Origin of the sequence: Enterobacter cloacae complex sp. EB5 (assembly GCF_031432835.1) — a bacterium.
Lineage (GTDB): Bacteria > Pseudomonadota > Gammaproteobacteria > Enterobacterales > Enterobacteriaceae > Enterobacter > Enterobacter hormaechei_C.
Map to the genome: position 1 here is coordinate 1,388,209 of NZ_CP133860.1, position 25,109 is coordinate 1,413,317.

The window sequence follows — 25,109 nt, forward strand, 5'->3', positions numbered from 1 at the left end:
TGCGTACCTGGTTGCCCGGCGACAGCGCGCCGGGTCATTATTATTAGCCCTGCGGATTCGGGGCGATTTTGCGCAGCTTCTTCATCAGCGCGATTTCAGCGCGTGAGAACGGGATACCGTTCTCCTCAAACACGTCGTGGAACCACAGGCGGCAGTAGTCCGTGGACTCCTTCATCACTACCGGCCACGGCAGCCAGGTCTGGGTTTTACCGCGCACCAGCCCCCACTGATACGGCGCGACCTTCGCCATGTACATCAGCGGGAGCTGCTCTTCGATGGTGCCGCCCACGTGACGCGCCAGCCATTCGGTGCAGAAGATCGGGCGGCCCAGCGCCTGAAGCTGCTGGATAATCGCCGTCATGCGCCCGGTATTGGTATAGGCGTGGTAGCTCACCACATCTGACAGCGCCAGCGCGGTCTGGTCCAGCGGGTGCTGGTAAAACGTCTCGCCCTCTTCTTCCGCCGGCAGACGCCACGCGCAGACGGTGAGCGGCTGGGTCGGATCTTCCTCACGCACCCAGCGGAACGCCAGCTTCATCAACTCATGCGCGCAGGTTTCCAGCTTCTCGTCGTACAGCACCTCTTCGGTGCCCGTCGCGAAAATGCCGCGGTTGCCCGGCTCGTTGTAGAGATCCCACAGCAATACACGCTTATCCTCGCGGAACTGGCGCACAACGTCGCGGATATAGCGCTCAATCTGTGGCCAGCAGTCGCGATCGCACACCTTATCGCGTCCCGGGCTCGCCGCCGCCTGGCTGTTGTGCTTGCCCGGTACGGGAGGCTTTTGCGGGCCGAGGTACGGCTCGTCGCCGGAGAACCCGCAGTCGTCCATCAGGGTCAGCATGGTGCTGAACCCGTGACCGTCGGCAATCGTCAAAAAGCGGTCGATGCGCGCCATCAGCCCGTCGCGGTCGTGCTCCCAGACGATGAACGGCAGGTTGATGCGCAGGGTGTTATAGCCCGCGTACGCCGCCCAGCCCAGCTCGCGGTCGATGGTGTCGGCATCGAAGGTCTCTTCCTGCCAGATATCGGTCCAGTTCACCGCCGTCGACGGCAGATAGTTAAACCCGCACAGCCAGCCTTTCTGCTGATACCACGCCTGTGCCTGCTCCCTGCTCCACTGCTCTTTCATTACGCGTCCTCTTGCTGATAATATTTAGCTAATAAATATTAGTTGCAGAATAAATGCGCAAACCGCGGCGCTCAGAAAAGCGACGCCTCTCACAAAGTTCACGCTTCGATGGATGAGAAACGTGATCGACGGCGCGGAAGTGCGCGGTTAGGGTATGATGCAAATTCGCGAAAGGGAGAGGACGGATGAAGCGAAAAACAAAAGTGACGATGAACGATATTGCGCGGGCGGCGGGGGTGTCGCAGGCGACGGTATCGCTGGTGCTCAACCAGTCCCGCAACATCAAGCTCAGCGACGACACCCGTCAGCGGGTGATCAACGTCGCCACCGAACTCGGCTATGACCGCCTCCCCGCCATTCACGCTCCGCGCAACCAGGAGGAGATCGCCCTGCTGGTCAGCTCATTGCAGAGCTTCGACCCGTTTATCGACGCCATCAGCCAGGCGCGGGAAGCGGCGTGGCGCAACGAGACCCTGCTCACCGTCTACGACTACGGCGACGACGTGGAACTGGCCCTGAACATTATCCGCCAGTTGGACAAGCGCAACTGCATCGGGATTATCCTTGCCTCTCCGGTCACGAACGTCGTCGATATGACGGCATTCCAGGACTGCACCCGCATCCCGCTGGTGCTGCTCAACCAGCGCGACCCCGGCTCGCCGCTGCTACCGTCGTTTATTCCGGACGACTACGCCAACGCTTTCCAGGTCACTAAACACCTCATCGCCTGCGGCGCCACGCGCATCGCCCACATCACCGGCGAGAGCTGGATGGAGGCCTCGCGCCAGCGTCTGGCGGGCTACCAGGCGGCGCTACAGCAGGCCGGACTCGCGTGCGACGACGGCCTGGTGCGCCAGACCAACTGGCAGTTCAGCGAGTCCTTTACCGCAACAGCTTCCCTGCTGGAACTGGCCGAGCGCCCGGACGCCATCTTCTGCGCCAGCGACTGGCTGGCGATTGGCTGCTATCAGGCGCTGGCGGTGAACGGCGTGCGCATCCCGCAGGACATGCTGCTGGCGGGCTACGACGACCAGAAGATTTCCGAGCAGCTCACCCCGCCGCTGACCAGCATCCAGCTGCCCTACAGCGAGCTGGGACGGCTGGCGGTGGAGTACCTGTGCAATCAGGAAGATGCCGCCACGCACGTGACGCTGGCGGGCAGGCTGAAGGTGCGCGCCTCAAGCAGCGGCGCCTGAGTCGCTTTACCCCTGCGTTTTTGCATGATAGGTTAATTCGATGAACACACGCTCCGCCGTACTCACCATTAAACGCTGGTGGCTGCCTTCTTAAAGGCGGCCCGGAGTTGTTTTCCCCATTTTCAGAGAGCCGCCGAAAGGCGGCTTTCACACATCCAGGACCCCTTTCGGCAATTGCACATTAAGGAGTCTTTATGAACGCACCAACCATCCTCACCGGCGATCGCCCAACCGGCCCGCTGCACCTCGGTCATTTCGTCGGATCGCTGCGCCAGCGCGTGGCGCTTCAGCACACGCACAACCAGTTTGTGCTGATTGCTGACCTTCAGGGGCTGACCGACAACGGCAGCAACCCGCAAAAAATTCGCGACAACATCCCCGAAGTGCTGGCCGACTACCTCGCCGCGGGCATCGACCCGAACCTGACCACGATCTGCCTGCAATCCGCCCTGCCCGCCCTTGCCGAGCTGACGATGCTGTATATGAACATCGTCACCGTCGCCCGCGTGGAGCGTAACCCGACGGTGAAAAACGAGATTGCGCAGAAAGGCTTCGCCCGCTCGCTGCCGGTCGGGTTTATGGCCTACCCCATCAGCCAGGCGGCGGACATCACCGCGTTTAAGGCCGAGTGCGTGCCCGTCGGCGACGACCAGCTGCCGATGATTGAGCAGACCAACGAGATTGTGCACAAGATGAACAGCCTGCTGCCCACCCCGGTGCTGCGCCACTGCAAGGCGATGCTGAGCGACACCAGCCGCCTGCCCGGCATCGACGGCAGCGCCAAGATGTCGAAATCGCTCGGCAACACGCTGCACCTTTCGGCCAGCGAAGAGACGATTCACCGTGCGGTGAGCGCCATGTACACCGACCCGAACCACCTGAAGGTGAGCGACCCGGGGCAGATTGAGGGGAACGTGGTGTTTACGTACCTCGACGCGTTTCATCCGGACAAGGAGAAAGTGGCGGCGATGAAGGCGCATTATCAGGCGGGCGGGCTGGGCGACCGGGCGTGTAAGAACGAGCTGGAGGCGTGTTTGCAGGAACTGATTGCGCCGATGCGGGAGCGGAGGGCGATGTACATGCAGGATAAAGGGGAGCTGATGGCGATGCTGAAGCGCGGAACGGAACGGGCGCAGGGGGTGACGCAGGCGACGTTGAGGGAGGTGAAGGTTGGGCTGGGGGTGCCGGTGTTTTAAAACGCAGCTTAAATAATAATCCCGGCGCAGGGCCGGGATATTTATCAGGCGTTGCGCTTAATCACCGGAATATCACCGGTGTCGTTCAACGCTCCTGGAAATGTATTTAACCATTGTGCGACTTTCTTTTTATTAATATTCACCACGCTCATACCTTCCAGGCATCCCCATAATTCTCTTGTATGTTGTGGCGTAATCACAATGCAGTCTTTCATCGCGCGGATTTTTACGGGCATGCCGTTGATAAAACCTGCGCGGGTTAACCATTCGCCGCCCAGAAGAAGATATTTCATGTCTATGCGCGCATACAGTTCGCAGCAGGCGGCGCTGTCCTGCGGCGTTTCCGCGCGAGGATGAATGGGTGCCGCGTTGGGCTGGTTGCCGTGCAGACGGCGGGCGCTGTTTTTGCGCACCAGCTCGCGGTTTTCAATCATGCCGGTGAAAGCGTCTGATTCTGTTTTGCAAACAGTAAACTCTGGCTTAAAATTCGTCGCAGCCATATACAACTCCTTACTAGTTGGTTGTGGTTAGCGGTATGGGGGTGTTGCAGCACCTTCATATCGCGAATTCTTCTTTAAATAATCTTCGATACTTCCTTTGCCGTTCGGCGTAATTTCTGATGACCATTATACAGGGCTGAATATAAATACAGCGGTTTTGGGTGGGGGAAATTTGGAATTTGCGAGGGGGATTCAGGAAATAGGGTTGGGTGCGGTAAAGTCATGTTTTATTGATTGCGGGTTGATTGGTCTGGGTTTTGCGAGCATCATCGCAATTATTTACCTTCTTCCGTAACGCGATGGCTTCCAGTAAAACTCTCGAACAGGCAATTGCCGACATCACCATCTGGCGCAAAGGCGAACAGCGTGCGCCGCACAAGCCTTTATTGCTTCTGTACGTGCTGGCGAACTATCAGCATGGGCATGCGCGATTGTTTGATTACGGTACGGAAGTACGCGATCAGCTGCACAGCCTGCTGGAACGTTTTGGACCACAGCGTGCACAGTACCGTCCTGATATGCCGTTCTGGCGTTTACAAGGTGATGGCTTTTGGGAACTACAAAATGCTGAGCGCTGTTCCACATCAGGTACCAGCAAACAACCTCCTGCGGGAGAGCTGGTTGAAAATCATGTTGCAGGCGGTTTTGACGAGCCGCATTACACTCGTTTGATAAACAGTAAGAATCTGATTAACTCTATAGCTCAGCAAATCCTCGAAGCACACTTTACCGAAAGCATCCAGGAAGAACTCGCCGACGAGTTGGGATTCGACCTCCTGCAAATTCGCAAACAGCGCGATCCCTTATTTCGACAGCAAGTACTGCGAGCCTATAACTATCAGTGCGCCGTTTGCGGTTTCAATATGCGGCATGATAATACCTCTGTCGCACTTGAAGCCGCTCATATCAAATGGAAGCAATTTGGAGGGCCATGTGAGATCGCGAATGGCTTAGCTCTCTGCTCAATCCATCATAAAGCCTTTGATAAAGGCTCTCTTGGAGTGGATGAAAACATGCGCGTTCAAATATCTTCCGCTGTAAATGGTAATAGCGTTGTATCCAGATTCTTTTGGGACTTCGCAGGAGCTCAAATTCACCTCCCACTACAGAAAGAAAATTATCCGCAGGATAGTTATATAGAGTGGCATATACGCGAAATTTTCAGAAAGTAACTTTTTCATTTTGATGGTGTTAAACATGGCATTCCCGAGTTATAAAGAAATTGAAATCCCCTTACTTTTGAATATTTATAACCGAGGGGGAGAAGTTAGTTCTTCCTCATGTTATGAACCATTGGGGAGGGAGTTCGGCCTTACCGATGAAGAAATGAGCATATTGCTTCCTGATGATAGCAACCGTCCCCAATGGAACAACATGGTCCAATGGGCGCGAAAAAAGCTTGTTGATTACAGGTATCTTCATAATGCCAGAGAATCAGGCCTTGGCATCTGGAAACTCACTCATGAGGGCATCAAAAAAGCAGAATCGCTTTCTTCCAAGTTAGATATCGATTATCCAGATGATGTCCCGGAAACCTTTTATGAAGGGGCCGTAAAACAGATCAAAGTTAACAAGTACGAACGGAGCAAAACAGCAAGAGACAAATGTATAGACCACTACGGCTGCCATTGCACCGTGTGCAATATGGACTTTGAGAAAACATATGGTGAAACCGGCAAGGACTATATCCACGTCCACCATATCACCCCTCTCTCTGAGATTGGAGAGCGCTACAAACTCGATCCTGTAAATGATCTTCGCCCTGTCTGTCCCAATTGCCATGCAATGATCCACAGGCAAAAACCCTCACTTACTATTGAGGAATTGAAGGTCTTGATGACCAAAGCACAAAAAGAAAATGAATCGGCACAGAGCAAGTTAACTCAGTAATTCATCACTTTGGTCAGCTCAACTTCACCCGTAGCGGCGTTAAAGTACAGATAGAAAATGTCCCCGTTTACCTGATCGGGTTTTGACCAGATTTCCTTTTCGCCGAGGCGACGCTTTTCCTTCGTGTATCCCACCGTTTCGAGATACGTACGCAATGGTGCAGCACCGGTATCTCCTTGCTATTTGAAGGGGCATAACCATCACCGGGATGCGCCTCGAAATAGTAATCGTCCGTTACACGCGGGGCGTTTTCAATATCCTTGCCAGTCAGCGTGTGGTAATGCAAAAAGCCATTTTCAGTGTAATTTGTCGTTTCATCCAAACCGATGCCACGAGCCAGACAAACAGCCATCCGAGGATAAAGACTGTGGCGACCGAGAGTGCACACCACTTCAGGACTTTTGAAAGTATTTTCATAGCTTAGCCCCCATGAATGAGAACGATGCTCCATCGTTTGTAATAGATAATTTTCAAGGGAAGGGCTGTTGAGTAAACTCGGAGAAAAGTGTTTAAGGAAACAAAACAAACACAGGATCCTTGTACAAGTGTTCTGCCACTCTGAAGTAATTAACTATATAATTCATTAGGATTATTAGTTTACAGAAAAAATTACAATCAATATAAACTCAAATAGCTGAGCACTTTCACTTCATAAATCGCAAAAATATATTGATATAGCATTAGGTTAAATATTATACTTTTAGCAATATTAATGTTATATAAACCAATGAGGTTCTTATGGAAAGAGATCTTACAATAATCTTAGCTGAGCGAGATGCTATTAAACATAAGATGGAGCTTGAAAAGCTTCGTGATGAAAATTTAAATCTAATGCAACAAATAAGAGACAAGATAGAAAATGCGAAAGTAGAAATAACAGAAAGCGCAATAGATAAGACGATGTCAATCCTAGAAAAGACACGACTCTGGTTAATCTATGGCTCTAGTTTTTTTGCTATATTCATAGGTATTGCAGGGTTTATAGGTTATAAGAGCGTTAACAAGGAAATTACAGATTATTATATAAACACTGTGCATCATTGGTTACGCTTCGATAGCCCAGAAAGTGGGGGAAGCCGAGTTCTCAATGATTTGCGAACTGAGGCCTTGCTCGATTCCTTAACATTGAAATATGAAAGAGAAAAAGTCAACTCAGGTCCGATAAATAATATTAATTTGAACACAGAGGAAAGACTGCGTCTGATGTCATTAATTTTAAACCCCGAAACGGATGAACAAAATTATAGGGATGCCTTACGCTTAATAACTATAAGCAGAGGACTCTATGGTAGATATTACGAAGATGACATCGAAAAAAAAATTGCAAGTATATTGGATAACAAAGAATTTAGTGATAGTAAAAAAATAGATGTAATAAATTACCTAAGTAAAGATCGCGCATTGTTCCCTTGGGCATTAGCAGTAATTAATGATAATAGTCCTCAAATGCATGAGGATTTTCAAATGAAAGCATTTGAAAATGTCAAAAACTTTAATAAAGAGTTAGCCATAAAATTTGCCGAAAGAAATATAACTGAATTTAAAGATATTAGCAATAGAATTCAATTAGGTGTTTTTTTAATTGAAAATGGCATGGATAATAAATCAATCAACAATTTAATCTCGGAATTAAAAATAACAAAAAAAGAAACATTCGCAAGTGACTATAGAGAATTGATTCTAGCAAGAATAAAGAAAGGGTTGGATGATAATAATAAAGAGTTCTTATCAAATTACATATCAGAGAAAATGAATGATAATTTAAGGATCGAATTATCTTCTTTCCTTAATAAAAAGCCTGTATTATCCTTTTCCTTCGGTGATATAACATTTCCTTTCAGAGAGCCCGATAAATTATTTGAAAATAATGCACTTATAGATTCCATTGTAAAAGAAGAATCTTTAACTCTTGATCGCCTTTTAAAATTAACGCAATTTTTTCAACTACAAGACCGAGGTTACTGGATAACAACATTTATGTTCAAACCAGCAGAAAATACAGAGATTATTTTCGACGGCAATGAAAGAATTAAAGGGAATGAAGTGCTTCAAAAAGTCTGGCTTCGAGCTCAAAAAAAAGCAGGAGCAATGACACTAACTGCCACTATGAGAAAAAAAGACGGCGAAATATTTGAGTCTCCTGTATTAAGCATTCGCAATTGTGACCAATGTCATTTTTTCGTTGACTATGACAAAGATCAACTAAGAAATTACACTTGGGTTCCTGACTATGATTACTTTAATTACTGAGAACGCAAGGTATAGAATGTAAAAAATCATCAAAATGCAAGTTTTTTATAACAATAAATGGCCTGTAAAAAAGGCCATTTATAGAAAATCAGTCATATGAATTAAATTAAAAATAAAGTAATAATTGATTTTCAAAGCAAAAGTGAATTTTAAGTTGCGGGATGAAATGTCATTTTTTACGTCTGACAAAACATCCCTTATTATGGCTGATAGTGAAACCTTATGCCCCTTTCAACATATCAAACACCACGCGGGCAAAGCCCTTCGCCAGTTCAGGATTAGAGAGATATTGCACCATCATCTCCTGCTGGGCTTCATTGCTGTCCATAACAGCGTCATCAATCGCCTTCGGGAAATCCCCCAACATCGCCTGTTCGCGCGTATTGTTCGCGATCTGGGTCATCACCGCCTGGTTTTCTGACAGCTTGTCGCGCACCGCAAAGGCATAATTGATCATGTCTTTATCGGTCAGATTATCGGTGACAAAAAGCTCGTTCAGACGAGCCAGGATATTTGAAAGAAACTCCTCTTTCTTGTCCTTTGGTTTCGCCGTTCCGACATCATTACCCGGTTTGATTTTGTATTCTTCAGCATCCTCTTGCAGCTTCAGGTGCTGTTCGTGGAGTTTTGACAGGCGATAATGGCTCATCTCCACATTACTTAAATCAATCTCATCTTCTTCAATACGCTGTTCATGCAGTAACGGACGCAAATGACGGGCGAAGAGACTCAGCTTTTCAAGGTTCTTGTCGTCATAATCTACGATTTGCGACATAAACTCGTAAAAGCGGACAAAACTGCCGAGATCTTTCTTGAAAATATCCAGCTTACTTTTTTCTTTCTCGCAGTCCTTAAAGGTGTTTTCCGCATTGGTGATCAGCACAACATCGCCGGTCTTCTTAGTGCGTTCAAACATCTCTTTGGCCAGCACATAGGCATCAATCGCTGAGGTGTAACGATGCTTCCAGCGCTCTACCGCAGGTTTGCAGATATTGCTAATGGCCGCGTTGGATTTGTTTTTGCTGAAGAACGCCTCACAGAACTGCTCCACTTCGTTCCACAGGAAAATACCGCTGGTACGCAGCTTTTCATAAAGCTCAAAGACTAACTGCGGATCGCTGACATCCATCAGCTCTGCTGTCTGGTAGTACGGCTGGAAAGCCCCCAAAATCTCGTCAGGTTCGTTGTAGAAATCGAGCACAAACGTGCCGGACTGTGCCTTCCCAGGATAGGTACGGTTCAGGCGCGAAAGCGTCTGTACGCATTCCACGCCGCCCAGCTTTTTATCCACATACATGGCACAGAGCTTAGGCTGATCAAAACCGGTCTGGAATTTGTTGGCCACCAGCATCACCTGGTAGTCGTCAGTATCAAACGCTGTACGCATATCCCGGCCTTTCAGGCCTGGATTCATATTGATCTCAGTGAATTTCTGGTTGAGCAGCGCAAGGCTGTTGTGGTCATCTTTATGGAATTCCACTTCCCCGGAGAACGCCACCATTGCGCTAATCTTGTCGTACTTATGCTCGGCAATGTATTTATCAAATGCCAGCTTGTAGCGCACCGCTGCTTTACGCGAACTGGTCACCACCATCGCTTTTGCCTGGCCGGCCAGTAAATGCATAACATGCTTGCGGAAGTGCTCAACAATCACCTTCACTTTCTGCGACACGTTATGATCGTGCAGCGACACCCACTGGTTCAGTTTGATCTTCGCTTTCTTGCTGTCCACTTCCCGATCAGGATCGTTCAGCTTTTGCAGCAGCTTGTACGCCACTTTGTAGTTGGTGTAGTTCTTCAGCACATCAAGAATAAAGCCTTCTTCGATGGCCTGACGCATGGAGTAAACGTGGAACGCTTCCGGTTTGTTCGTTTTCGATGCCGGTTCCTGCGGGTTAGGACGACGGCCAAACAGCTCCAGCGTTTTGGCCTTCGGCGTGGCGGTGAAGGCGTAATAGTTGAGATTGCTGCTGCCTTTACGCGCCGCGACGGTAGCATCCAGAATATCTTCTGAAGAAATCTCCTCATCGTCATCCACTTCTTCGGTCATCAGCACTTCTTTCAGCTGGCGCGCCGTAGAACCGCTCTGCGAGGAGTGCGCTTCATCGGCAATCACCGCGTATCTTCGCTGCTTCAGGCTGACGCTATTTTCAATCGCCTTCAGGACAAACGGGAAGGTCTGGATGGTGACGATAATGATCGGCTGCGAGTTTTCCAGCGCGCTGGCCAGCTTTTCTGATTTAGAACCGTCGCCTTCTTTGTTATTGATACGCCCGACCACGCCATCCTGATGCTCAAACTGATAGATGGTGTCCTGCAGCTGATCGTCCAGCACGGTGCGATCCGTCACCACAATCACCGAGTGAAACTGCTTCTCGCCATTTTCATCGTACAGTCGGGAAAGTTGGTGGGCCGTCCATGCGATAGAGTTCGATTTGCCCGACCCCGCGCTGTGCTGGATCAGATATTTATTGCCGGTCCCCCTCCACCGTGGCAGCGGTGATCAGTTTGTTCACCACGTCCCACTGGTGATAGCGCGGGAAAATCAGGCTCTCGCTTTTGTACTTCAGGCCAATGGCATCTTCTTTTTCGACGATTTGCAGATGCACAAAACTGGCGAGAATTTTCAGCAGGTTGTCCGGCAGCAGCACCTCGTTCCACAGGTAGCTGGTGGCGTAGTCGTTGGCATCTTCTGGGATGTCATTCCCCGCGCCGCCGTCATGGGTGCCTTTGTTAAACGGCAGGAAGAAGGTTTTATCACCCTCAAGTTTGGTCGCCATAAACACTTCGTACTGGCTGACGGCAAAGTGCACCAGCGCGCCGCGTTTAAAGGTCAGTAGCGGCTCGGGTTTATTAGTGCCTGGGTCCTTCGGCAAACGCGTTTTCTTATATTGCGTGATGGCGTTTTGCACCGTCTGCTTAAATTCAGACTTCAGTTCCAGGGTCGCTATCGGCAGGCCATTAACGAACAACACCAGGTCGATGCGCCATTTCTTCGCCTTCACGCCCGTTTCTTCAAATGCGGCGATCGACGCATGCGGGCTGTAAACCAGCTCCGGCACAATGCGGCAGATATTCTGTTTGTAGCGCGTCAGGGTTTCCGGGTTGAGGTTATGTTCCGGTTTAAACTGGCACAGGGAAAAACGCGCGTTATGGCTTTTGATACCATGACGCAGCACGCCGAGCGTACCGTAGGTGCGAGACAAAACATCGGTGGCATTGATATCCGCTTTTTTCAGCTGCGCCACCAGCGCATCGAGGAAATGACGCTCGGTATCGGTAGGATAAATTTTGGCAAACTTCTCCCACTCCTGCGGCTGTGTGGTCTGCACAAAGGTCAGTGCATCCTGCGAGTACAGCGCGCGTTCGCGATCGTAGCCGTCGGTTTTGCCACAAATCCAGCCTTTGGCTTCCATCTGAGCAATCATTTCATTCTGGAAAATCAGCTCTTTGGTGCTGTCCATGCTCATGCGATGGCCTCCTGTGGCTCCTCGAGATCCTGTGTGTCGGGGGCAACCCAATCGCGGACGTCGATTTTACCGGTGACGGCGGCGGAGATCAGGGCGGTGCGGCGTTCCTGGAGAAGTCGGATACCTGTTAATGCTTTTTCTTCCAATAACTCAAAGCGTATCATTTGGCCTGAGATGCTCTTAATTATCGAATGTTGCTCATCTATCGGTGGAACAGGGATCAATCCATTTGCAAGATACTCATGCTCAATGCTTTCGACAGTAGCCCCTTCTTTTGTCCATTCTAACAACAAAGAATTGATATTCCCGTTGATAAAATACGCGGCATAATGAGCCTTCATTCTTTCATTAAATCTTAACGCTTTCATATCCTGATTCATCGTAACCTTTACGATATTTATAGCCACAGGAATATTTCGCTGAAGAATTCCAGAACGAACTACCATGAGCAATGAACCTTCTTCAATATAGTTTGTTGAAGATTCACTTACTGCTTTTGGTGTAACATAATCTTGAGTTTCTGAAATCCAAAAAGACTTCATATCTTTCGGAGAAACCCATGGAACAGTCCCCCCTTGCCAATAAGATAAGTTATCTTTTGTCGGAGTCCCACCCCCACTAAAATTGCACAAGTATTTAAGTGGTACGAGTTCCCAATGATCCGGCACTTCCCCTAACCACTCAACACCAGAATCTTTCATCGGCACATCAGGGTTTAGTCCTTTGGTAACGGCATGACTAATCACTGCTTGGCGTTTTTCTTTCAGTAGTTCAATCAGTTGCTGTTGCTTCTCGATCAGGTTGTCGATTTTTGCGGTTTCGTGATCGAGGAAACTGTATATTTTTTCCTGCTCAGTCTTGTCAGGAAGCAGCAGCTCAATATTTCTAAACTCATCAGGATCTAGATCCCATTGATTGACGCGTATCCCCTTGGAGCGGCTCAGATATTGAGTAACGTAAATCGGGTTACGGAGTAAATAATGCACATACCTTGGGTATGCCAGTTCAAAAAGGACATTGTTGGGTTTATAGACAAAATATGCCGGACTAACTATTCCTTCATACTCTGAAATTGCGATTGAACCTTGCCAGGCTTTCATCTTATTCATAACCAAATCATTTGGCTCAACCAATTGATAGGGTGACAAATCCTCTGAAGGCTTATTATTGTTATCATCTCTGCTTGATTTTGGTATAACACCATAATCTCGATATACGGAAAGCAATTCTTTCTCTGTATATCCGGTACGCTTAATCCTGGAAAACAATCTAGATATGGATACAGTTTTCCAGTGATTCGGAACCTCCCCAAGCCATTCAACCCCTGAATCCTTATACTCCGGATACGCCTTATACTTAGCCATCAGGAATGTACCTCCTGCAGCAGCTTCATAATCTCAGCGCTGACCGCATCCAGATCGGCATCAATCTCTTCCAGCGGGCGCGGCGGCTGATAGACATAGAAATGGCGGTTAAACGGAATCTCGTAACCAACAATCCCCACCTCACAATCTTTCGCATCGCGCTTATCGGCGTTGATCCACGCGTCATTCACGTGCGGTAGTACTTCAGACTCGAAATAGTTTTCAATCAGGTCGCTGGAGGATACCGCCGGGTTCAGCGGCACGTTTTCGTTATCGCGCAGCTCGCCGTCCTGTTCGAACTCAACCACTTTGCCTTTGTATTCAAATGCACCATACAGCGGCTGAGCGGCTTCTTTCAGCACCTTCTTCACCACCGGCTCGGCATCCGGGTTTTTCGTGGTGATTGCATCGATAAACTGCTTGTTCTCTTTCGCATCCAGCTTCACGCCAGCGTTTTTGATGGCCCCTTTCAGGGTCAGTTGGAACTGGTTAAAGTCATTGCTTACCAGCGTCTTGCCACCCGCCTGCGAACCCAGAGCCGTCTGAATCTGCTGCGCTTTTTCCATCAAGGCGCGCTGAGCCAGCCACAGCTTGCTGTCGAGCAGGTCTTTAATCTGCTTCTCTTTCAACTCGGCAAATTCAGCTTTGATAATGGCGCGTGCTTCGGCTTCCAGTTCGGAGAAATCACCATAGCTATCTTCCTGCCATTGGGCTGCGAACTCTTCATACAGACGTTCCATCGGCGCGTTAAACGGCTTCGGTGCAAAGCGCAGAGCCGCAATCGCTTCATCTGTCACCTGAGCGGATAACCGCAGCGGACGTTCAATGGTCAGGCGACGATAGCCAAAGTCGGTACTGTTAAAGATTTTACTGGCGAAGGTTTTCGGCGCTTCGGTTTTGGCGGTGGCTGGCTGACGACCACGGCTGGATTTTTGCTCGGCAACTTTTTCCAGACCAAGCTCTTCCAGAGTTGTGGCATCTACCACTTTAAAATCACCGAAGGTCTGGGTGATCAGTTTGATATCATCTTCGCCCATCAGGTTGCGCTTGGACCCCAGCGATTTACGCATTTTTCCGCACAGGTTGGTGCCATCAATCAGCTGTACTTTACCTTTACGCTCAGGCGCTTTCTTGTTGGAGAGGATCCAGACGTAGGTGGCAATGCCGGTGTTGTAGAACATGTCCGTTGGCAGCGCGACAATGCCTTCCAGCAAATCGGCTTCCAGAATATAGCGACGGATTTCGCTCTCACCGCTGCCCGCACCACCGGTAAACAGTGGCGAACCGTTAAGGATAATCCCGATACGCCCGCCGTTGCTCACGGTGCCATCCACATTGTGGTTGTCGCGCATTTTGCTGATCAGGTGCATCAGGAACAGCAGCGAGCCGTCGGATACACGCGGCAGGCCCGGGCCAAAGCGACCGTTAAAACCTTTCTGCGTATGTTCGTCGTTAATCTCGCCCTCAATCTTCTTCCAGTCCACGCCAAACGGTGGGTTAGAGAGCATATAGTCGAACTGGTCCTGTGGCAGCTGGTCGTTAGAGAGGGTGTTACCCAGCTTAATACGGCTGACGTCCTGACCTTTGATCAGCATGTCGGCTTTACAGATAGCGTAGGATTCCGGGTTCAGCTCCTGGCCAAAAGCACGCATCACCGCGTTAGGGTTCAGTTCGTGCACATATTCCATGCCTGAAGAGAGGAAACCGCCGGTTCCGGCCGTCGGGTCATAAATGGTGCGGATGATACCGGGCTGCGTCAGGGCTTCATCATCTTCCATAAACACCAGCGAGGTGGTCAGACGCACAATATCGCGCGGGGTGAAGTGCTCACCGGCGGTCTCGTTAGAGCTTTCCGCGAAACGGCGGATAAGTTCTTCAAACACCAGGCCCATTTCATAGTTGGAAATCGCCTTCGGGCTCAAATCGGTGGTGGCGAATTTCTTCACCACTTTGAACAGCAGATTGGCGTCTTCCAGCAGGCCGACAAACTCGCTGAATTTGAAGTGTTCGAAGATTTCACGCGCGTCCGGGGAGAACGCCTGTACGTAGCTTTCAAGGTTGGCTTTGATGTCGTTTTGCCCCATCTTGCCCAGATCCATCTTCGAGGTGTTGAAGAAGGAGAGCCCGCTGGCGCGCAGCAGAAACTTCTCTTTGGCATCTTCCGGCAGTGGGCTCATTTTTAATTCATCATATTTCGCCACAACCGCGTCTTTGGTCTCCGCCAACACACATTCAAGGCGGCGCAGCAGCGTAAAGGGAAGGATCACGCGCCCGTATTGAGACTGTTTAAAATCACCGCGCAGCAAATCAGCCACCGACCAGATAAACGCAGCCGTTTGAGAAAAGTTAGTGTTAGTCATGAAGCCCTCGGGGAGATCGCAGCCATAATGCAAATGTGCACAGGCAAATATTCATTTTTGGAATCCAGTGCGCAAAATCATACCCGCTATAAAGGCTATCGCAAACGATACAGGGCAAAGAAATGAACAATGATATTGAATAACTGATTATCAGCAGAGTGAGTAATGTGGATTCTGCTTGCTATTCATGAAGGAACATAATTGGGTGGATAGGGAATTTCAGACACAAAAAAAGCCGCCTTTAAGCGACTTTGATTTGCATCTTTTGGTGCCGAAGGCCGGACTCGAACCGGCACGTATTTCTACGGTTGATTTTGAATCAACTGCGTCTACCGATTTCGCCACTTCGGCACTGAAGGGGATGCGGAAACGTTGTGGATTATACCTGTCGCGCGCCGCCATGCAAGCGACGACGCGCTAAACCCGCGCTAAGTGCCCAAAAAACCAGCGCCCTTCGTCAGTCCAGCTCAGACACCGCCAGCCGAATCACCCTCGCCGCCTTCTGCTCCGGCAGCGCCAGCACCTTCGCCCACATCTCCTGCACCATATCGCAAGAGAGCTTCTCTTTGCCCGCCGCCTTCTCCGGCATCTGCAGCAGCTGGATGTCCTCGCCGTACTTATCGGCAAGCGCCTTCATAATCGGCCGCACATCCTCGACAGCCGCCTCGCGTTCGGCCGGGGTCACGGTGTGGCGGTTTTTGCCGTAGGCCGCGCGCATCATGTCCGCGTCGGCCTGCATGCGCCGCGCCATCAGATCTTTATCCAGCATGCGCATCGGGTTGATGCCGCCCTTCACCATCGGGTAGAGGAAGCGGAAGCAGGCGTCGTCGCTCACCTTCTGGATGGCGGCGGTCTGCTCCATATTGATGGTCATGTAGTTCACCACGTTGGCGTCCGGGGCGTTTTGCAGGCGCGACATCTGCAAGTGCAGGATCTGCGGCTGGATGGTGTCGATAATCTGCTGCTCCGGCTCGCCCGCTTTTTGCAGAGCGGCCATCTGATCGAGAATGCGCTGATGGAGCGCGGGCTCCTGCTCCTTAATTACCTGCCAGGCAGGCATCGCGTTAAGAGTGGTATCAATCTGCGCTTCCGGAGCGCGTTGCCTGTCAAAGAACACCCAGAACGCCACGGCGGCGACCGCGACAATAACAACGACCGTACTGATCCACGTTTTTTTCATCTCGCATCCTTATCCTTGCGTTATGCCGGTTTACACCGGCACGCCGCTGTGGAAGCGAAACTCGTGGTCCGGTGTCGAGATAAGTGTGGCTTCAATTTCGCCAAAAAGCTGTATGCGCGGTGAGATATCGTCGTCGCTCACCTGCCGGGCCAGCGTCAGGTAGTCCTGATAATGGCGCGCTTCCGAGCGCAGCAGCGAGAGATAGAACTTCTGTAAGTCATCGTCGAGGAACGGGGCCAGCGCGGCGAAGCGTTCGCAGGAGCGGGCTTCGATGTAGGCCCCGCAGATGAGCTTGTCGATCAGCGTCAGCGGTTCGTGGGTGCGCACTTCCTTCAGCATCCCTCTGGCGTAGCGGCTGGCGGTGATTTTGACGTACGGAATATCACGGGCCAGCATCGCCTCGCGCACCTGCCAGAAATGGTGTAGCTCCTCTTTAATCAGCAGCACCATGCTGTCGATGAGCGCCTGGCCCCACGGGTCGTCGGTTTTGGGCATCACGCTTTTGCCAATCTGCCTGTGCAGGGCGATGAAGTCCGGCTCCGGGCCGTCGCGAAAGGTGAACTGTTCGTAGGGTTTGAGCCAGTCGAGCAGCGCGTCGGCACCGCTTTCGTCGGCGACGTATTTACGCACCAGCAGCAGCGCGGTCTGGGCGGCCTTGAGCTCGCACACCATGTGGTCGGTGAGCAGCAGCGGCAGGTTCGCCGGGTCGCGGGCTTTATCAATCCATGCTTGCGGGGTCGGGCACTGGAGGAAGTTGAGTACGGGGGCGAGTATCTGCGGGTAATCCATGGTTCTGCCTTGAAAAAAGCGGTGGCGCGCGCCACCGCCTGAAACGCTTAGTGACGCACGCCGTCGTCGTCTTCGTCGATGTAATTTTCGTCGTCGCCTTCTTCGCCGTCTTCACCGTTCGGATCTTCGAAGTAAGTTCCCCAGCCGTCGTATTCCACTTCAAACTTCTCGGCCAGGTTCATCAGCTGTTCGACCTGCGCGTCGATCAGCTCCGCCTTCAGCGCGCCTTCGCTCAGGATGTCGCAGCAGATGACGGTGTCGCCCTCTTCCACTTCCAGCTCTTCGGGCTCGGTCACTTCGTAACCCAGCTTGAAGGCTTCCACGGCCATTTTTTCCAGCGCTTCAAAGTCGTCCGCAGAGAAATGGTGCTCGATAGTGTACAGCGCGTCCGGATCGCTACCGTCTTCCAGCAGTTCTTCAATAATCAGACGCGTCTCTTCGCGTTGCTCTTCCAGTAATTCCGGGTTTGCCATGGGTCAATCCTCTTTAAAGTGCGGCAGATACTTCTATTTTCACACACGGACGGGTTTGCCTCCACCTTTGTTGGAAAGATTTGTGAAACGGGGTTGCAAATGAATAATTACACATATAAAGTGAATTTTAATTCAATAAGTGGCGTTTGCCATGCGAGGATAAAATGGCCGATTTGTATAAGAAACACTTTCTGAAATTGCTCGACTTTACCCCTGCACAGTTCACCTCTCTGCTGACGCTTGCCGCACAGCTCAAAGCCGATAAAAAAAAGGGCAAGGAAGTACAAAAGCTTACCGGTAAAAACATCGCGCTCATCTTCGAAAAAGACTCGACCCGTACACGTTGCTCTTTCGAAGTTGCCGCATTTGACCAGGGCGCGCGCGTCACCTATTTAGGGCCGAGCGGCAGCCAGATTGGGCATAAAGAGTCAATTAAGGACACCGCGCGCGTGCTCGGGCGGATGTACGACGGCATTCAGTATCGCGGGCACGGCCAGGAAGTCGTCGAAACGCTGGCGCAGTATGCGGGCGTGCCAGTATGGAACGGGCTGACTAACGAGTTCCACCCGACGCAGCTGCTGGCGGACCTGCTGACCATGCAGGAGCACCTGCCGGGCAAGGCGTTTAACGAGATGACGCTGGTCTACGCGGGCGACGCACGCAACAACATGGGCAACTCGATGCTGGAAGCGGCGGCGCTGACGGGGCTGGATCTGCGCCTGGTGGCTCCGAAGGCCTGCTGGCCGGAAGAGAGCCTGGTGGCAGAGTGCAGCGCGCTGGCGGAGAAGCACGGCGGGAAGATCACCCTGACGGAAGACGTGGCGGCGGGCGTGAAGGGCGCGGATTTTATCTATACAGACGTGTGGGTATCGATGGGCGAAGCCAAAGAGAAGTGGGCGGAGCGTATCGCGCTGCTGCGCGGGTATCAGGTGAACGCGCAGATGATGGCGCTCACCGGCAACCCGGACGTGAAGTTCCTGCACTGTCTGCCAGCGTTCCATGACGACCAGACCACGCTCGGCAAGCAGATGGCGAAAGAGTTCGACCTGCACGGCGGAATGGAAGTGACGGACGAGGTGTTTGAGTCGGCGGCGAGCATCGTGTTCGACCAGGCGGAAAACCGGATGCATACGATTAAGGCGGTGATGGTGGCGACGCTTGGGGAGTGATCCCCTCTCCCACGTTATTGATTCGGTGCGCTCTTCTTGCCGGGTGGCGCTGCGCTTACCCGGCCTACAAGTCCCGTAGGCCCGTGCAAGCGAAGCGCCGCCGGGCAAACCGGCTCCATTTCATTGATTTTTCACCCCGAAAAAGGTACGTTTTCGCCTTCATTCCAGCGTGGACATGCCAGCATTATGCCGATTATTCAGTCTGTTGAACGTGCGTTGCAGATCCTCGACCTGTTCAACGAGCAGGCCACCGAGCTTAAGATCACCGACATCAGCAAACTGATGGGGCTGAGCAAGAGTACCCTCCACTCGCTGCTGAAAACACTCCAGCTTCACGGCTATATCGATCAGAACCCGGAAAACGGTAAGTATCGCCTCGGCATGAAGCTGGTCGAGCGCGGGCATTTTGTCGTGGGCTCGATGGATATTCGCCAGAAGGCGAAAGGCTGGCTGACTGAGCTGTCACAGCGGACCGGACAGACCACCCATCTGGGGATCCTGGACGGTCGTGAAGGGGTCTATATCGAGAAGATTGAAGGCAAGCTCGCTGCCATCGCCTATTCACGCATTGGCCGCCGCCTGCCGGTTCACGCCACCGCCATCGGCAAGGTGTTGATTGCCTGGCTGGGCGAGGCCGAGCTGAACGCCCTGCTGGAGGGCTATCAGTACACCGCCTTTACGCCCGCTACCCTCGCCTCTCGTGAAACCTTAATGAGCGCCCTGGCGCAGACCCGCGAGCAGGGTTACGCCCTGGATAGCGAAGAGAACGAGCAGGGCGTGCGCTGCGTGGCGGTGCCGGTGTGGAACCACGAATCCCGCGTGATTGCCGCCCTGAGCCTGTCGACGCTCACCTCCCGCGTGGACGACGCCGAGCTGGCTAATTTCCGCGAGCAGCTTCAGCAGGCCGGGCTCCAGCTCTCACGCGCGCTGGGCTATACCGGCTCGTAGGTGAAGTAGTCGAAGTCCGCGTGGCAGCCGTCGCCGCTGATGTCCTCGCAGTGCAGCCCCACAAACGCGCCGGTGAAGAAGCCGCGCCCGCCGATGTAGTCGTCCGACAGCTTCCACGCCTCATACGTTACCGGCACGGTGTGCCACGTCTCGCCGTCGAACGAGTAGCTGTAGCGGTAGACCAGCCTATCCACATCCACCCGCAGCCAGACGCTCTCGGCCTGTTCCGGCACCGGAATCGGCTGCTCGTGCAGCGGCCATGACGGCACGTTGTGGTCAAGCTGGATCACCTTAATCGTTCTGCCCTGCCCCTCCTCGTAATCCACAAAGCAGTAGCTCCAGTTTTTGCTGTTGTAGTAGCAGGTCAGCCCCGCGCTCTGCTGGAAGTGGACCGGCGAGAACTGCATCCGCGTCTCGGCCCGGAAGGTGAAATGCTGCCACCGGCGCGCCACGGTCGACTGGGTAAAGGTCGAGTTGAGCGAGTCGTTGCCGTACAACCGTAAATAGCCGGGACGGGCGGTGAGCGAGCCGAGGATGTCGTCGAACGGAATGCGCAGGGTCTGCAATTCAGGGTCAAGCGAACTGGCGTCGAAATCATCCCGCCAGCTGCCCTGAGCGGCGGCGGGCTGCTCCGCCATCTGTGGGCCTTTCACGGTCAGCTGCGCGTGCTTGCCGCCCTCCACGTACGGCCAGCCGTCGCGCCATTCAATGCGGGCGATGCCGGTCTCGCGCCCCAGCGGGCAGTAGCCGCGTCCGCCGGAGGCCAGCAGCGGCACGCCGGGCAGGCGCAGCGGGCGGCTGGTAAGGTAGGCCATATACCACTCCCCGGTGTGGGTTTGCAGCAGCGAGCCGTGGCCGCTCTTTTGCAGCGGGTTCTCCGGCAGGTGCCAGCTGGTCATCATCGTCACGTCCGGGTGCAGCTCGTACGGCCCGTCGATGGTTTTTGCGCGCAGCACCACGACGGCGTGCTCGTAGCTGGTGCCGCCTTCGGCAACCATCAGGTAGTACCATCCCGCGTGGCGATACAGGTGCGCCCCTTCGGTGTAGCAGAGCGGCGTGCCGGTAAACAGCGTTTTGCGCTCGGGCGAGAGGGTGCCGGTCTGCGGGTCAAACGCCTGCATCACGATAGTGTTATACGGGTTGCTGTGGTGGCGCGGCCCCCACGGGCGGTAGAGGTAGTATTTGCGGCCATCGTCGTCGTGGAACAGGGACGGATCGAACCCGCCGTTGCCCATCGGGATCGGCTCGCTCCATGGCCCCTCAATGGACGGCGCGGTGACGAGGAAGTTGCGGCCATTTTTCCACGGCGAATCGACAATCTTCACGTCGGTGTAGAGCAGCCAGAATTTGCCGTCGGCGTAGCTCAGGCACGGCGCCCAGATGCCGCCGGAGTCCGGGTTGCCCTTCATGTCCAGCATCGACACGCGGTCCAGCGGGGTGCTGACCAGCGACCAGTTTTTCAGATCGCGGGAGTGATAGATGCGCACGCCCGGGAACCACTCGAAGGTCGAGGTGGCGATGTAGTAGTCCTCGCCCTGGCGGCACAGGGACGGGTCCGGGTTGAAGCCGGTCAGGATTGGGTTAGTAATTTCCATGTTGCCTCCGGTTAATGGGATGCGGCTGTCGCGGCGTCGGGAATGGCCTCGCCCTGCGCCGCGCGGTGCTTGATCAGCTGCTGGCTGATGGCCTCCACGCGGGCGTCGGTGAGCTTGTAGAACGACAGCATGATGAACATGCCCGCGTAGAGCACCACCGGCACCACGCAGAACAGAATTTTGATGGTGGTCAGCACCTCGACCGGCTGCACGCTACTGCTGGCGGAGTAGTTCACCCAGGCCAGGATCCAGCCCACCACCGCCCCACCAATCGCCAGGCCAATCTTCAGGCTGAACAGGTAGGTGGAGAACACCAGCCCGTCAAGGCGGCGACCACTGCGGCTCTCCTCGTAATCCACCACGTCAGAGGCCATCAGCCACTGTAGCGGCGTGGTGGTGTTAAAGACGAACAGGAACAGGATGTTGAGGGCGAAAATCAGGGCAATATGCTCTGCTGGCGTGACGAAAATCAGCAGGCTGATGAGCGAGTAAGCGACGATGATCCACTTAAAGGCGGTGACGCGGTCGAAGCGGCCCAGCAGACGAGACGAGCAGAGCGAGCCGAACATGGTGGCGAGGCTGCCGTAAAGTAAAAACTGGGTCGCCATTTCCGGGTGATCCATCACGTATTTCACGAAGTAGAGCGTCGCCCCGCCGCGCACCACGTTAGAGCAGGTCGCCATCATCTTGAAGGCGCACATGATCCGCCACTGGCCGTTGCCCAGCAGTAGCTTAAGATCTTTCGCCACCGACGAGCCAGGCTGCACTTCAAAGGTGTAGCGCTCTTTGGTGGTGAAGAAGCAGACATAAAGCAGGACCACGCCGGTCAACCCCAGCACGCACATGGCGCCGAAATAGCCCACCTGCTCGTTCCCTTTGCCGATGATGCTCACCAGCGGCAGCGCGATGCCGCTGATGGCGAGCGACCCCGCGGCGGCGAGGAAGAAACGCCAGGACTGAAGGGCATGACGCTCTTTCGGGTCGGCGGTGATCACCCCCGGCATGGCGCAGTACGGGACGTTAACGAAGGTGTAGACCAGAGTCAGCAGAATATATGTCACGCAGGCGTAGATGATTTTGCCCTGCGCGGAGAAGTCCGGCGTGTAGAAGGTTAGCATGCAGACGATGCCAAACGGGATGGCGCCCCACAGCAGGAACGGGCGGAACTGGCCGTGCCGCGTGCGGGTGCGGTCAACCAGCAGCCCCATCAGCGGATCGGTCACGGCGTCGAGCACGCGGGAAACTAAAAACAGCGTCCCCATTATGCCTGCGGAGAGACCGAACACGTCGGTGTAGAAATAGGCCAGCAGGAACATCGTGGCCTGCCAGACGAAGCCGCAGGCGGTATCACCCAGCCCGTAGCCAATTTTGTCTTTCATGGTTAATTGCGTCATCAGAATTACACCCTTATATAGTGTGCTGAATTACAACATCGTGTTAATGGAGTGTAATGAGCTGTTCAATTAATCAGCAATGGTCATATCTTATTTCTGAATTACGTTATTTCGCTTTTGTGACGCCAACGATATATCTCAACTCATTGTTTAAATTAGCAAATTAAAGACAAGCAAAAACCGCCCGCGGAATATTTTCCGTAGACAGTTTTCTCTCAAAAAATAATTAAAGGCCGAGCGCTTTTTTACCGGCGTTAATTACCTCAATGATTTTATCGGTGTCATAAATACAGCCTTTCCAGGTGCCGCCACTCACGGACTGTAATGCCGCCCACAGCCGGGTATCGTCCGGCAAAAAGTCGTGAGCGTGCAGGTCCGGGTGCGTCTGCCGCCGCGCCAGCTCGCGCGCCCCCTCTTCCGGCGTCAGCGGGTTGTCCGCGGTGCCGATAAAGTTCACGCTACCGGTCAGAGTCAGGCGGTCTACGGCAATCTCAATGATGTCGTTGTCGCGCAGCTTGCCAATCGGCCCGCCCGCCAGCGCCTCCGGCGATACGTGGCCGAAGCAGGCCCCCGTCGACACGCCCGAGAAGCGCGCATCGGTGATGAGCGACACCGTTTTGCCCCACGAGATATGCTTCAGCGCGGAGGTAAGCTGGTAGGTCTCCTCCATGCCGGTGCCGGACGGCCCGCCGCCGATCACCACCATGATATCGCCCTGCTGAATCTCTTCCCGCTTGATGGCCCTGATCGCCTGCGCCTCCGAAACAAACACCCGCACCCGGCCGGTGTGGCGGTAAACGCCATCTTCACCCACTACCGACGGGTCGATCGCCGTGGCCTTGATCACCGATCCTTCCGGCGCGATGTTGCCCGTCGGGAAGCAGACCGTCGAGGTCAGCCCTTTCGCTTTTGCCTTCTCCGGCGGCAGGATCACGTCATCCGGCTCCACGCCGTCCTGCTCACGCAGGCACTGGCGGAAGCGCTTACGGCGTTCGGACGTCTGCCACCAGTCGAGGTTCTCGCCCACCGTCTGGCCGGTGACGGTCATGGCATCCAGATGCAGCAGGCCGAGATCGCGCAGGTGGAGCATCACCTCCGGCACGCCGCCCGCGAGGAAGGCGCGCACGGTCGGGTGGTAGTCCGGGCCGTTGGGCAGCACGCTCACCAGGCGCGGCACCCTGCGGTTGACGCGCGTCCAGTGTTCAACGTCCGGGATCGTGCAGCCCGCCGCGTGGGCGATGGCCGGAATGTGCAGCAGTAAATTAGTGGAGCCGCCGAACGCCGCGTGGATCACCATCGCGTTTTCGATGGCTTTATCGGTGAGGATATCGCGCGTGGTGATGCCGCGGTTATCCAGTTCACTGACCGCGCGTGCCGACTGGCGGGCGATCTCCAGCCACACCGCCTGCCCGGAAGGGGCCAGCGCGGAGTGCGGCAGCGCCAGACCCAGCGCCTCCGCCACTACCTGCGAGGTGCCCGCCGTACCGAGGAACTGACACCCGCCGCCCGGCGAGGCGCAGGCGCGACAGCCCAGCTCAGCGGCCTCCTGCAAGGAGAGTTCATGGTTGGCGAAGCGCGCGCCGATGGTCTGCACCTTGCCCGCGTCTTCCCCCACGGTAGGCGGCAGCGTCGCCCCGCCCGGCACCAGAATGGTCGGCAGATCGTGCATGGAAGCCAGCGCAATCATGGTGGCGGGCAGCCCTTTATCACAGGTCGCCACGCCGATCACCGCCCGCCGCGTCGGGAGAGAGCGGATCAGACGGCGAAACACGATCGCCGCGTCGTTGCGGTACGGCAGGGAGTCGAACATACCGTGCGTGCCCTGCGAGCGACCGTCGCACGGATCGCTGACGAAGGCGGCGAACGGGATCCCGCCGTTGCGGGTGATCTCCTTCGCCGCCGCCTGCATCTGCATGCCGATCTCCCAGTGCCCGGTGTGGTAGCCCAGCGCGACCGGGCGCCCGTCTCCGGCGCGGATGCCGCCCTGGGTGCCGATGATCAGCACCTCTTTGCCGGTGAGTTTGTTGGCATCCCAGCCCATCCCGGCGTTCTGCGTCATACCGAACAGGTTGCCGCTGGGGGATTCCATCAGCATCTGCGGAGTCAGCGGCAGCGCGCCCTGCGGCCCCGCCGCGTGGGTGATCACCGCATAAAACGCGTCGTCCTGTGGGGTAAAAATTTTCTCAATGGTCATCGTTATCGT

The 25,109-nt window shown here is 53.8% G+C and carries 19 protein-coding genes, 1 tRNA gene and 1 pseudogene; 8 read left to right on the forward strand and 13 right to left on the reverse strand.

Annotation, left to right across the window (positions count from 1 at the left end):
- Positions 1 to 43 precede the first annotated feature (43 nt).
- Complete coding sequence (locus tag RHN82_RS06660) at positions 44 to 1,132, reverse strand: cellulase family glycosylhydrolase (RefSeq protein WP_047052569.1); 1,089 nt, start codon at positions 1,130 to 1,132, stop codon at positions 44 to 46.
- A 185-nt stretch (positions 1,133 to 1,317) separates the two neighbouring features.
- On the opposite strand from RHN82_RS06660, the gene RHN82_RS06665 reads away from it, so the two are divergent.
- Complete coding sequence (locus tag RHN82_RS06665) at positions 1,318 to 2,328, forward strand: LacI family DNA-binding transcriptional regulator (protein ID WP_047052570.1); 1,011 nt, start codon at positions 1,318 to 1,320, stop codon at positions 2,326 to 2,328.
- Between the two features lie 194 nt (positions 2,329 to 2,522).
- Complete coding sequence (trpS, locus tag RHN82_RS06670) at positions 2,523 to 3,524, forward strand: tryptophan--tRNA ligase (protein WP_047052571.1); 1,002 nt, start codon at positions 2,523 to 2,525, stop codon at positions 3,522 to 3,524.
- Positions 3,525 to 3,568: 44 nt separating this feature from the next.
- On the opposite strand, the gene RHN82_RS06675 is transcribed toward trpS, so the two are convergent.
- Positions 3,569 to 4,024 carry a SymE family type I addiction module toxin gene (locus RHN82_RS06675; protein ID WP_072203510.1) on the reverse strand — a complete coding sequence of 152 codons (456 nt, stop codon included), beginning with the start codon at positions 4,022 to 4,024 and terminating at the stop codon, positions 3,569 to 3,571.
- Between the two features lie 299 nt (positions 4,025 to 4,323).
- On the opposite strand from RHN82_RS06675, the gene RHN82_RS06680 reads away from it, so the two are divergent.
- Positions 4,324 to 5,196, forward strand: a complete 873-nt coding sequence (locus RHN82_RS06680) for a phosphorothioated DNA-binding restriction endonuclease (RefSeq protein ID WP_047052572.1) — start codon at positions 4,324 to 4,326, stop codon at positions 5,194 to 5,196.
- 25 nt (positions 5,197 to 5,221) lie between these two features.
- The gene (locus tag RHN82_RS06685) at positions 5,222 to 5,914 is read left to right on the forward strand and encodes a winged helix-turn-helix domain-containing protein (RefSeq protein ID WP_224213921.1); all 693 of its coding nucleotides are present in this window, start codon (positions 5,222 to 5,224) and stop codon (positions 5,912 to 5,914) included.
- Between the two features lie 67 nt (positions 5,915 to 5,981).
- Here the strand turns inward: RHN82_RS06685 and RHN82_RS06690 are convergent, their stop codons facing one another.
- Positions 5,982 to 6,440: a hypothetical protein gene (locus RHN82_RS06690; RefSeq protein ID WP_224213920.1), complete on the reverse strand. Its 459-nt coding sequence runs from the start codon at positions 6,438 to 6,440 to the stop codon at positions 5,982 to 5,984.
- Positions 6,441 to 6,652: 212 nt separating this feature from the next.
- Between RHN82_RS06690 and RHN82_RS06695 the strand changes: the two genes are divergently transcribed.
- Complete coding sequence (locus RHN82_RS06695; protein WP_047052574.1) at positions 6,653 to 8,164, forward strand: hypothetical protein; 1,512 nt, start codon at positions 6,653 to 6,655, stop codon at positions 8,162 to 8,164.
- Positions 8,165 to 8,384: 220 nt separating this feature from the next.
- On the opposite strand, the pseudogene RHN82_RS06700 reads toward RHN82_RS06695, so the two are convergent.
- The 7 genes and pseudogenes from RHN82_RS06700 to rraB all read right to left on the reverse strand — a co-directional run bounded on the left by RHN82_RS06700 (position 8,385) and on the right by rraB (position 17,800).
- Positions 8,385 to 11,634, reverse strand: a pseudogene (locus RHN82_RS06700) (type I restriction endonuclease subunit R).
- Positions 11,631 to 12,998, reverse strand: a complete 1,368-nt coding sequence (locus tag RHN82_RS06705) for a restriction endonuclease subunit S (RefSeq protein ID WP_047052576.1) — start codon at positions 12,996 to 12,998, stop codon at positions 11,631 to 11,633. The pseudogene RHN82_RS06700 and the gene RHN82_RS06705 overlap by 4 nt, the downstream one beginning before the upstream one ends.
- Positions 12,998 to 15,358, reverse strand: a complete 2,361-nt coding sequence (locus tag RHN82_RS06710; protein ID WP_047052577.1) for a class I SAM-dependent DNA methyltransferase — start codon at positions 15,356 to 15,358, stop codon at positions 12,998 to 13,000. The genes RHN82_RS06705 and RHN82_RS06710 overlap by 1 nt, the downstream gene beginning before the upstream one ends.
- A gap of 266 nt (positions 15,359 to 15,624) precedes the next feature.
- Positions 15,625 to 15,709 (reverse strand) — tRNA-Leu (locus RHN82_RS06715).
- A 106-nt stretch (positions 15,710 to 15,815) separates the two neighbouring features.
- Positions 15,816 to 16,538, reverse strand: coding sequence for a hypothetical protein (locus tag RHN82_RS06720; RefSeq protein ID WP_047052578.1), 723 nt, complete (start codon positions 16,536 to 16,538; stop codon positions 15,816 to 15,818).
- 30 nt (positions 16,539 to 16,568) lie between these two features.
- Complete coding sequence (gene miaE, locus RHN82_RS06725) at positions 16,569 to 17,327, reverse strand: tRNA isopentenyl-2-thiomethyl-A-37 hydroxylase MiaE (RefSeq protein ID WP_047052579.1); 759 nt, start codon at positions 17,325 to 17,327, stop codon at positions 16,569 to 16,571.
- Positions 17,328 to 17,374: 47 nt separating this feature from the next.
- A complete protein-coding gene (gene rraB, locus RHN82_RS06730) occupies positions 17,375 to 17,800 on the reverse strand; it encodes a ribonuclease E inhibitor RraB (RefSeq protein ID WP_047052580.1) in 426 nt (141 codons plus the stop codon).
- A 99-nt stretch (positions 17,801 to 17,899) separates the two neighbouring features.
- On the opposite strand from rraB, the gene argL reads away from it, so the two are divergent.
- The 3 genes from argL (at position 17,900) to xynR (ending at position 19,917) form a co-directional block, all read left to right on the forward strand.
- On the forward strand, positions 17,900 to 17,995 hold the full coding sequence (gene argL / locus RHN82_RS06735) for a putative translational regulatory protein ArgL (protein WP_218058351.1): 96 nt from the start codon (positions 17,900 to 17,902) through the stop codon (positions 17,993 to 17,995).
- On the forward strand, positions 17,965 to 18,969 hold the full coding sequence (gene argF, locus RHN82_RS06740; protein WP_047052581.1) for an ornithine carbamoyltransferase: 1,005 nt from the start codon (positions 17,965 to 17,967) through the stop codon (positions 18,967 to 18,969). Before argL ends, argF begins: the two co-directional genes overlap by 31 nt.
- 186 nt (positions 18,970 to 19,155) lie before the next feature.
- Positions 19,156 to 19,917: a DNA-binding transcriptional repressor XynR gene (gene xynR / locus RHN82_RS06745; protein ID WP_047052582.1), complete on the forward strand. Its 762-nt coding sequence runs from the start codon at positions 19,156 to 19,158 to the stop codon at positions 19,915 to 19,917.
- Here the strand turns inward: xynR and RHN82_RS06750 are convergent.
- The 3 genes from RHN82_RS06750 to yagF all read right to left on the reverse strand — a co-directional run bounded on the left by RHN82_RS06750 (position 19,902) and on the right by yagF (position 25,100).
- Complete coding sequence (locus tag RHN82_RS06750; RefSeq protein ID WP_047052583.1) at positions 19,902 to 21,512, reverse strand: glycoside hydrolase family 43 protein; 1,611 nt, start codon at positions 21,510 to 21,512, stop codon at positions 19,902 to 19,904. The genes xynR and RHN82_RS06750 overlap by 16 nt on opposite strands.
- Before the next feature lie 11 nt (positions 21,513 to 21,523).
- Positions 21,524 to 22,906: an MFS transporter gene (locus RHN82_RS06755; RefSeq protein WP_047052584.1), complete on the reverse strand. Its 1,383-nt coding sequence runs from the start codon at positions 22,904 to 22,906 to the stop codon at positions 21,524 to 21,526.
- Between the two features lie 226 nt (positions 22,907 to 23,132).
- Positions 23,133 to 25,100: a xylonate dehydratase YagF gene (gene yagF / locus RHN82_RS06760; protein ID WP_047052585.1), complete on the reverse strand. Its 1,968-nt coding sequence runs from the start codon at positions 25,098 to 25,100 to the stop codon at positions 23,133 to 23,135.
- Between the last annotated feature and the right edge of the window lie 9 nt (positions 25,101 to 25,109).

What these genes read in the sequence shown, in the direction of transcription:
- xynR (WP_047052582.1), top strand. Translation starts at nt 19,156, where the DNA reads ATGCCGATTATTCAGTCTGTTGAACGTGCGTTGCAGATCCTCGACCTG.
- RHN82_RS06680 (WP_047052572.1), top strand. Translation starts at nt 4,324, where the DNA reads ATGGCTTCCAGTAAAACTCTCGAACAGGCAATTGCCGACATCACCATC.
- RHN82_RS06720 (WP_047052578.1), bottom strand. Translation starts at nt 16,538, where the DNA reads ATGAAAAAAACGTGGATCAGTACGGTCGTTGTTATTGTCGCGGTCGCC.
- RHN82_RS06685 (WP_224213921.1), top strand. Translation starts at nt 5,222, where the DNA reads ATGGCATTCCCGAGTTATAAAGAAATTGAAATCCCCTTACTTTTGAAT.
- RHN82_RS06675 (WP_072203510.1), bottom strand. Translation starts at nt 4,024, where the DNA reads ATGGCTGCGACGAATTTTAAGCCAGAGTTTACTGTTTGCAAAACAGAA.
- RHN82_RS06695 (WP_047052574.1), top strand. Translation starts at nt 6,653, where the DNA reads ATGGAAAGAGATCTTACAATAATCTTAGCTGAGCGAGATGCTATTAAA.
- RHN82_RS06705 (WP_047052576.1), bottom strand. Translation starts at nt 12,998, where the DNA reads ATGGCTAAGTATAAGGCGTATCCGGAGTATAAGGATTCAGGGGTTGAA.
- yagF (WP_047052585.1), bottom strand. Translation starts at nt 25,100, where the DNA reads ATGACCATTGAGAAAATTTTTACCCCACAGGACGACGCGTTTTATGCG.
- RHN82_RS06750 (WP_047052583.1), bottom strand. Translation starts at nt 21,512, where the DNA reads ATGGAAATTACTAACCCAATCCTGACCGGCTTCAACCCGGACCCGTCC.
- trpS (WP_047052571.1), top strand. Translation starts at nt 2,523, where the DNA reads ATGAACGCACCAACCATCCTCACCGGCGATCGCCCAACCGGCCCGCTG.
- RHN82_RS06710 (WP_047052577.1), bottom strand. Translation starts at nt 15,358, where the DNA reads ATGACTAACACTAACTTTTCTCAAACGGCTGCGTTTATCTGGTCGGTG.
- RHN82_RS06665 (WP_047052570.1), top strand. Translation starts at nt 1,318, where the DNA reads ATGAAGCGAAAAACAAAAGTGACGATGAACGATATTGCGCGGGCGGCG.
- RHN82_RS06755 (WP_047052584.1), bottom strand. Translation starts at nt 22,906, where the DNA reads ATGACGCAATTAACCATGAAAGACAAAATTGGCTACGGGCTGGGTGAT.
- rraB (WP_047052580.1), bottom strand. Translation starts at nt 17,800, where the DNA reads ATGGCAAACCCGGAATTACTGGAAGAGCAACGCGAAGAGACGCGTCTG.
- RHN82_RS06660 (WP_047052569.1), bottom strand. Translation starts at nt 1,132, where the DNA reads ATGAAAGAGCAGTGGAGCAGGGAGCAGGCACAGGCGTGGTATCAGCAG.
- argL (WP_218058351.1), top strand. Translation starts at nt 17,900, where the DNA reads ATGAATAATTACACATATAAAGTGAATTTTAATTCAATAAGTGGCGTT.
- miaE (WP_047052579.1), bottom strand. Translation starts at nt 17,327, where the DNA reads ATGGATTACCCGCAGATACTCGCCCCCGTACTCAACTTCCTCCAGTGC.
- argF (WP_047052581.1), top strand. Translation starts at nt 17,965, where the DNA reads ATGGCCGATTTGTATAAGAAACACTTTCTGAAATTGCTCGACTTTACC.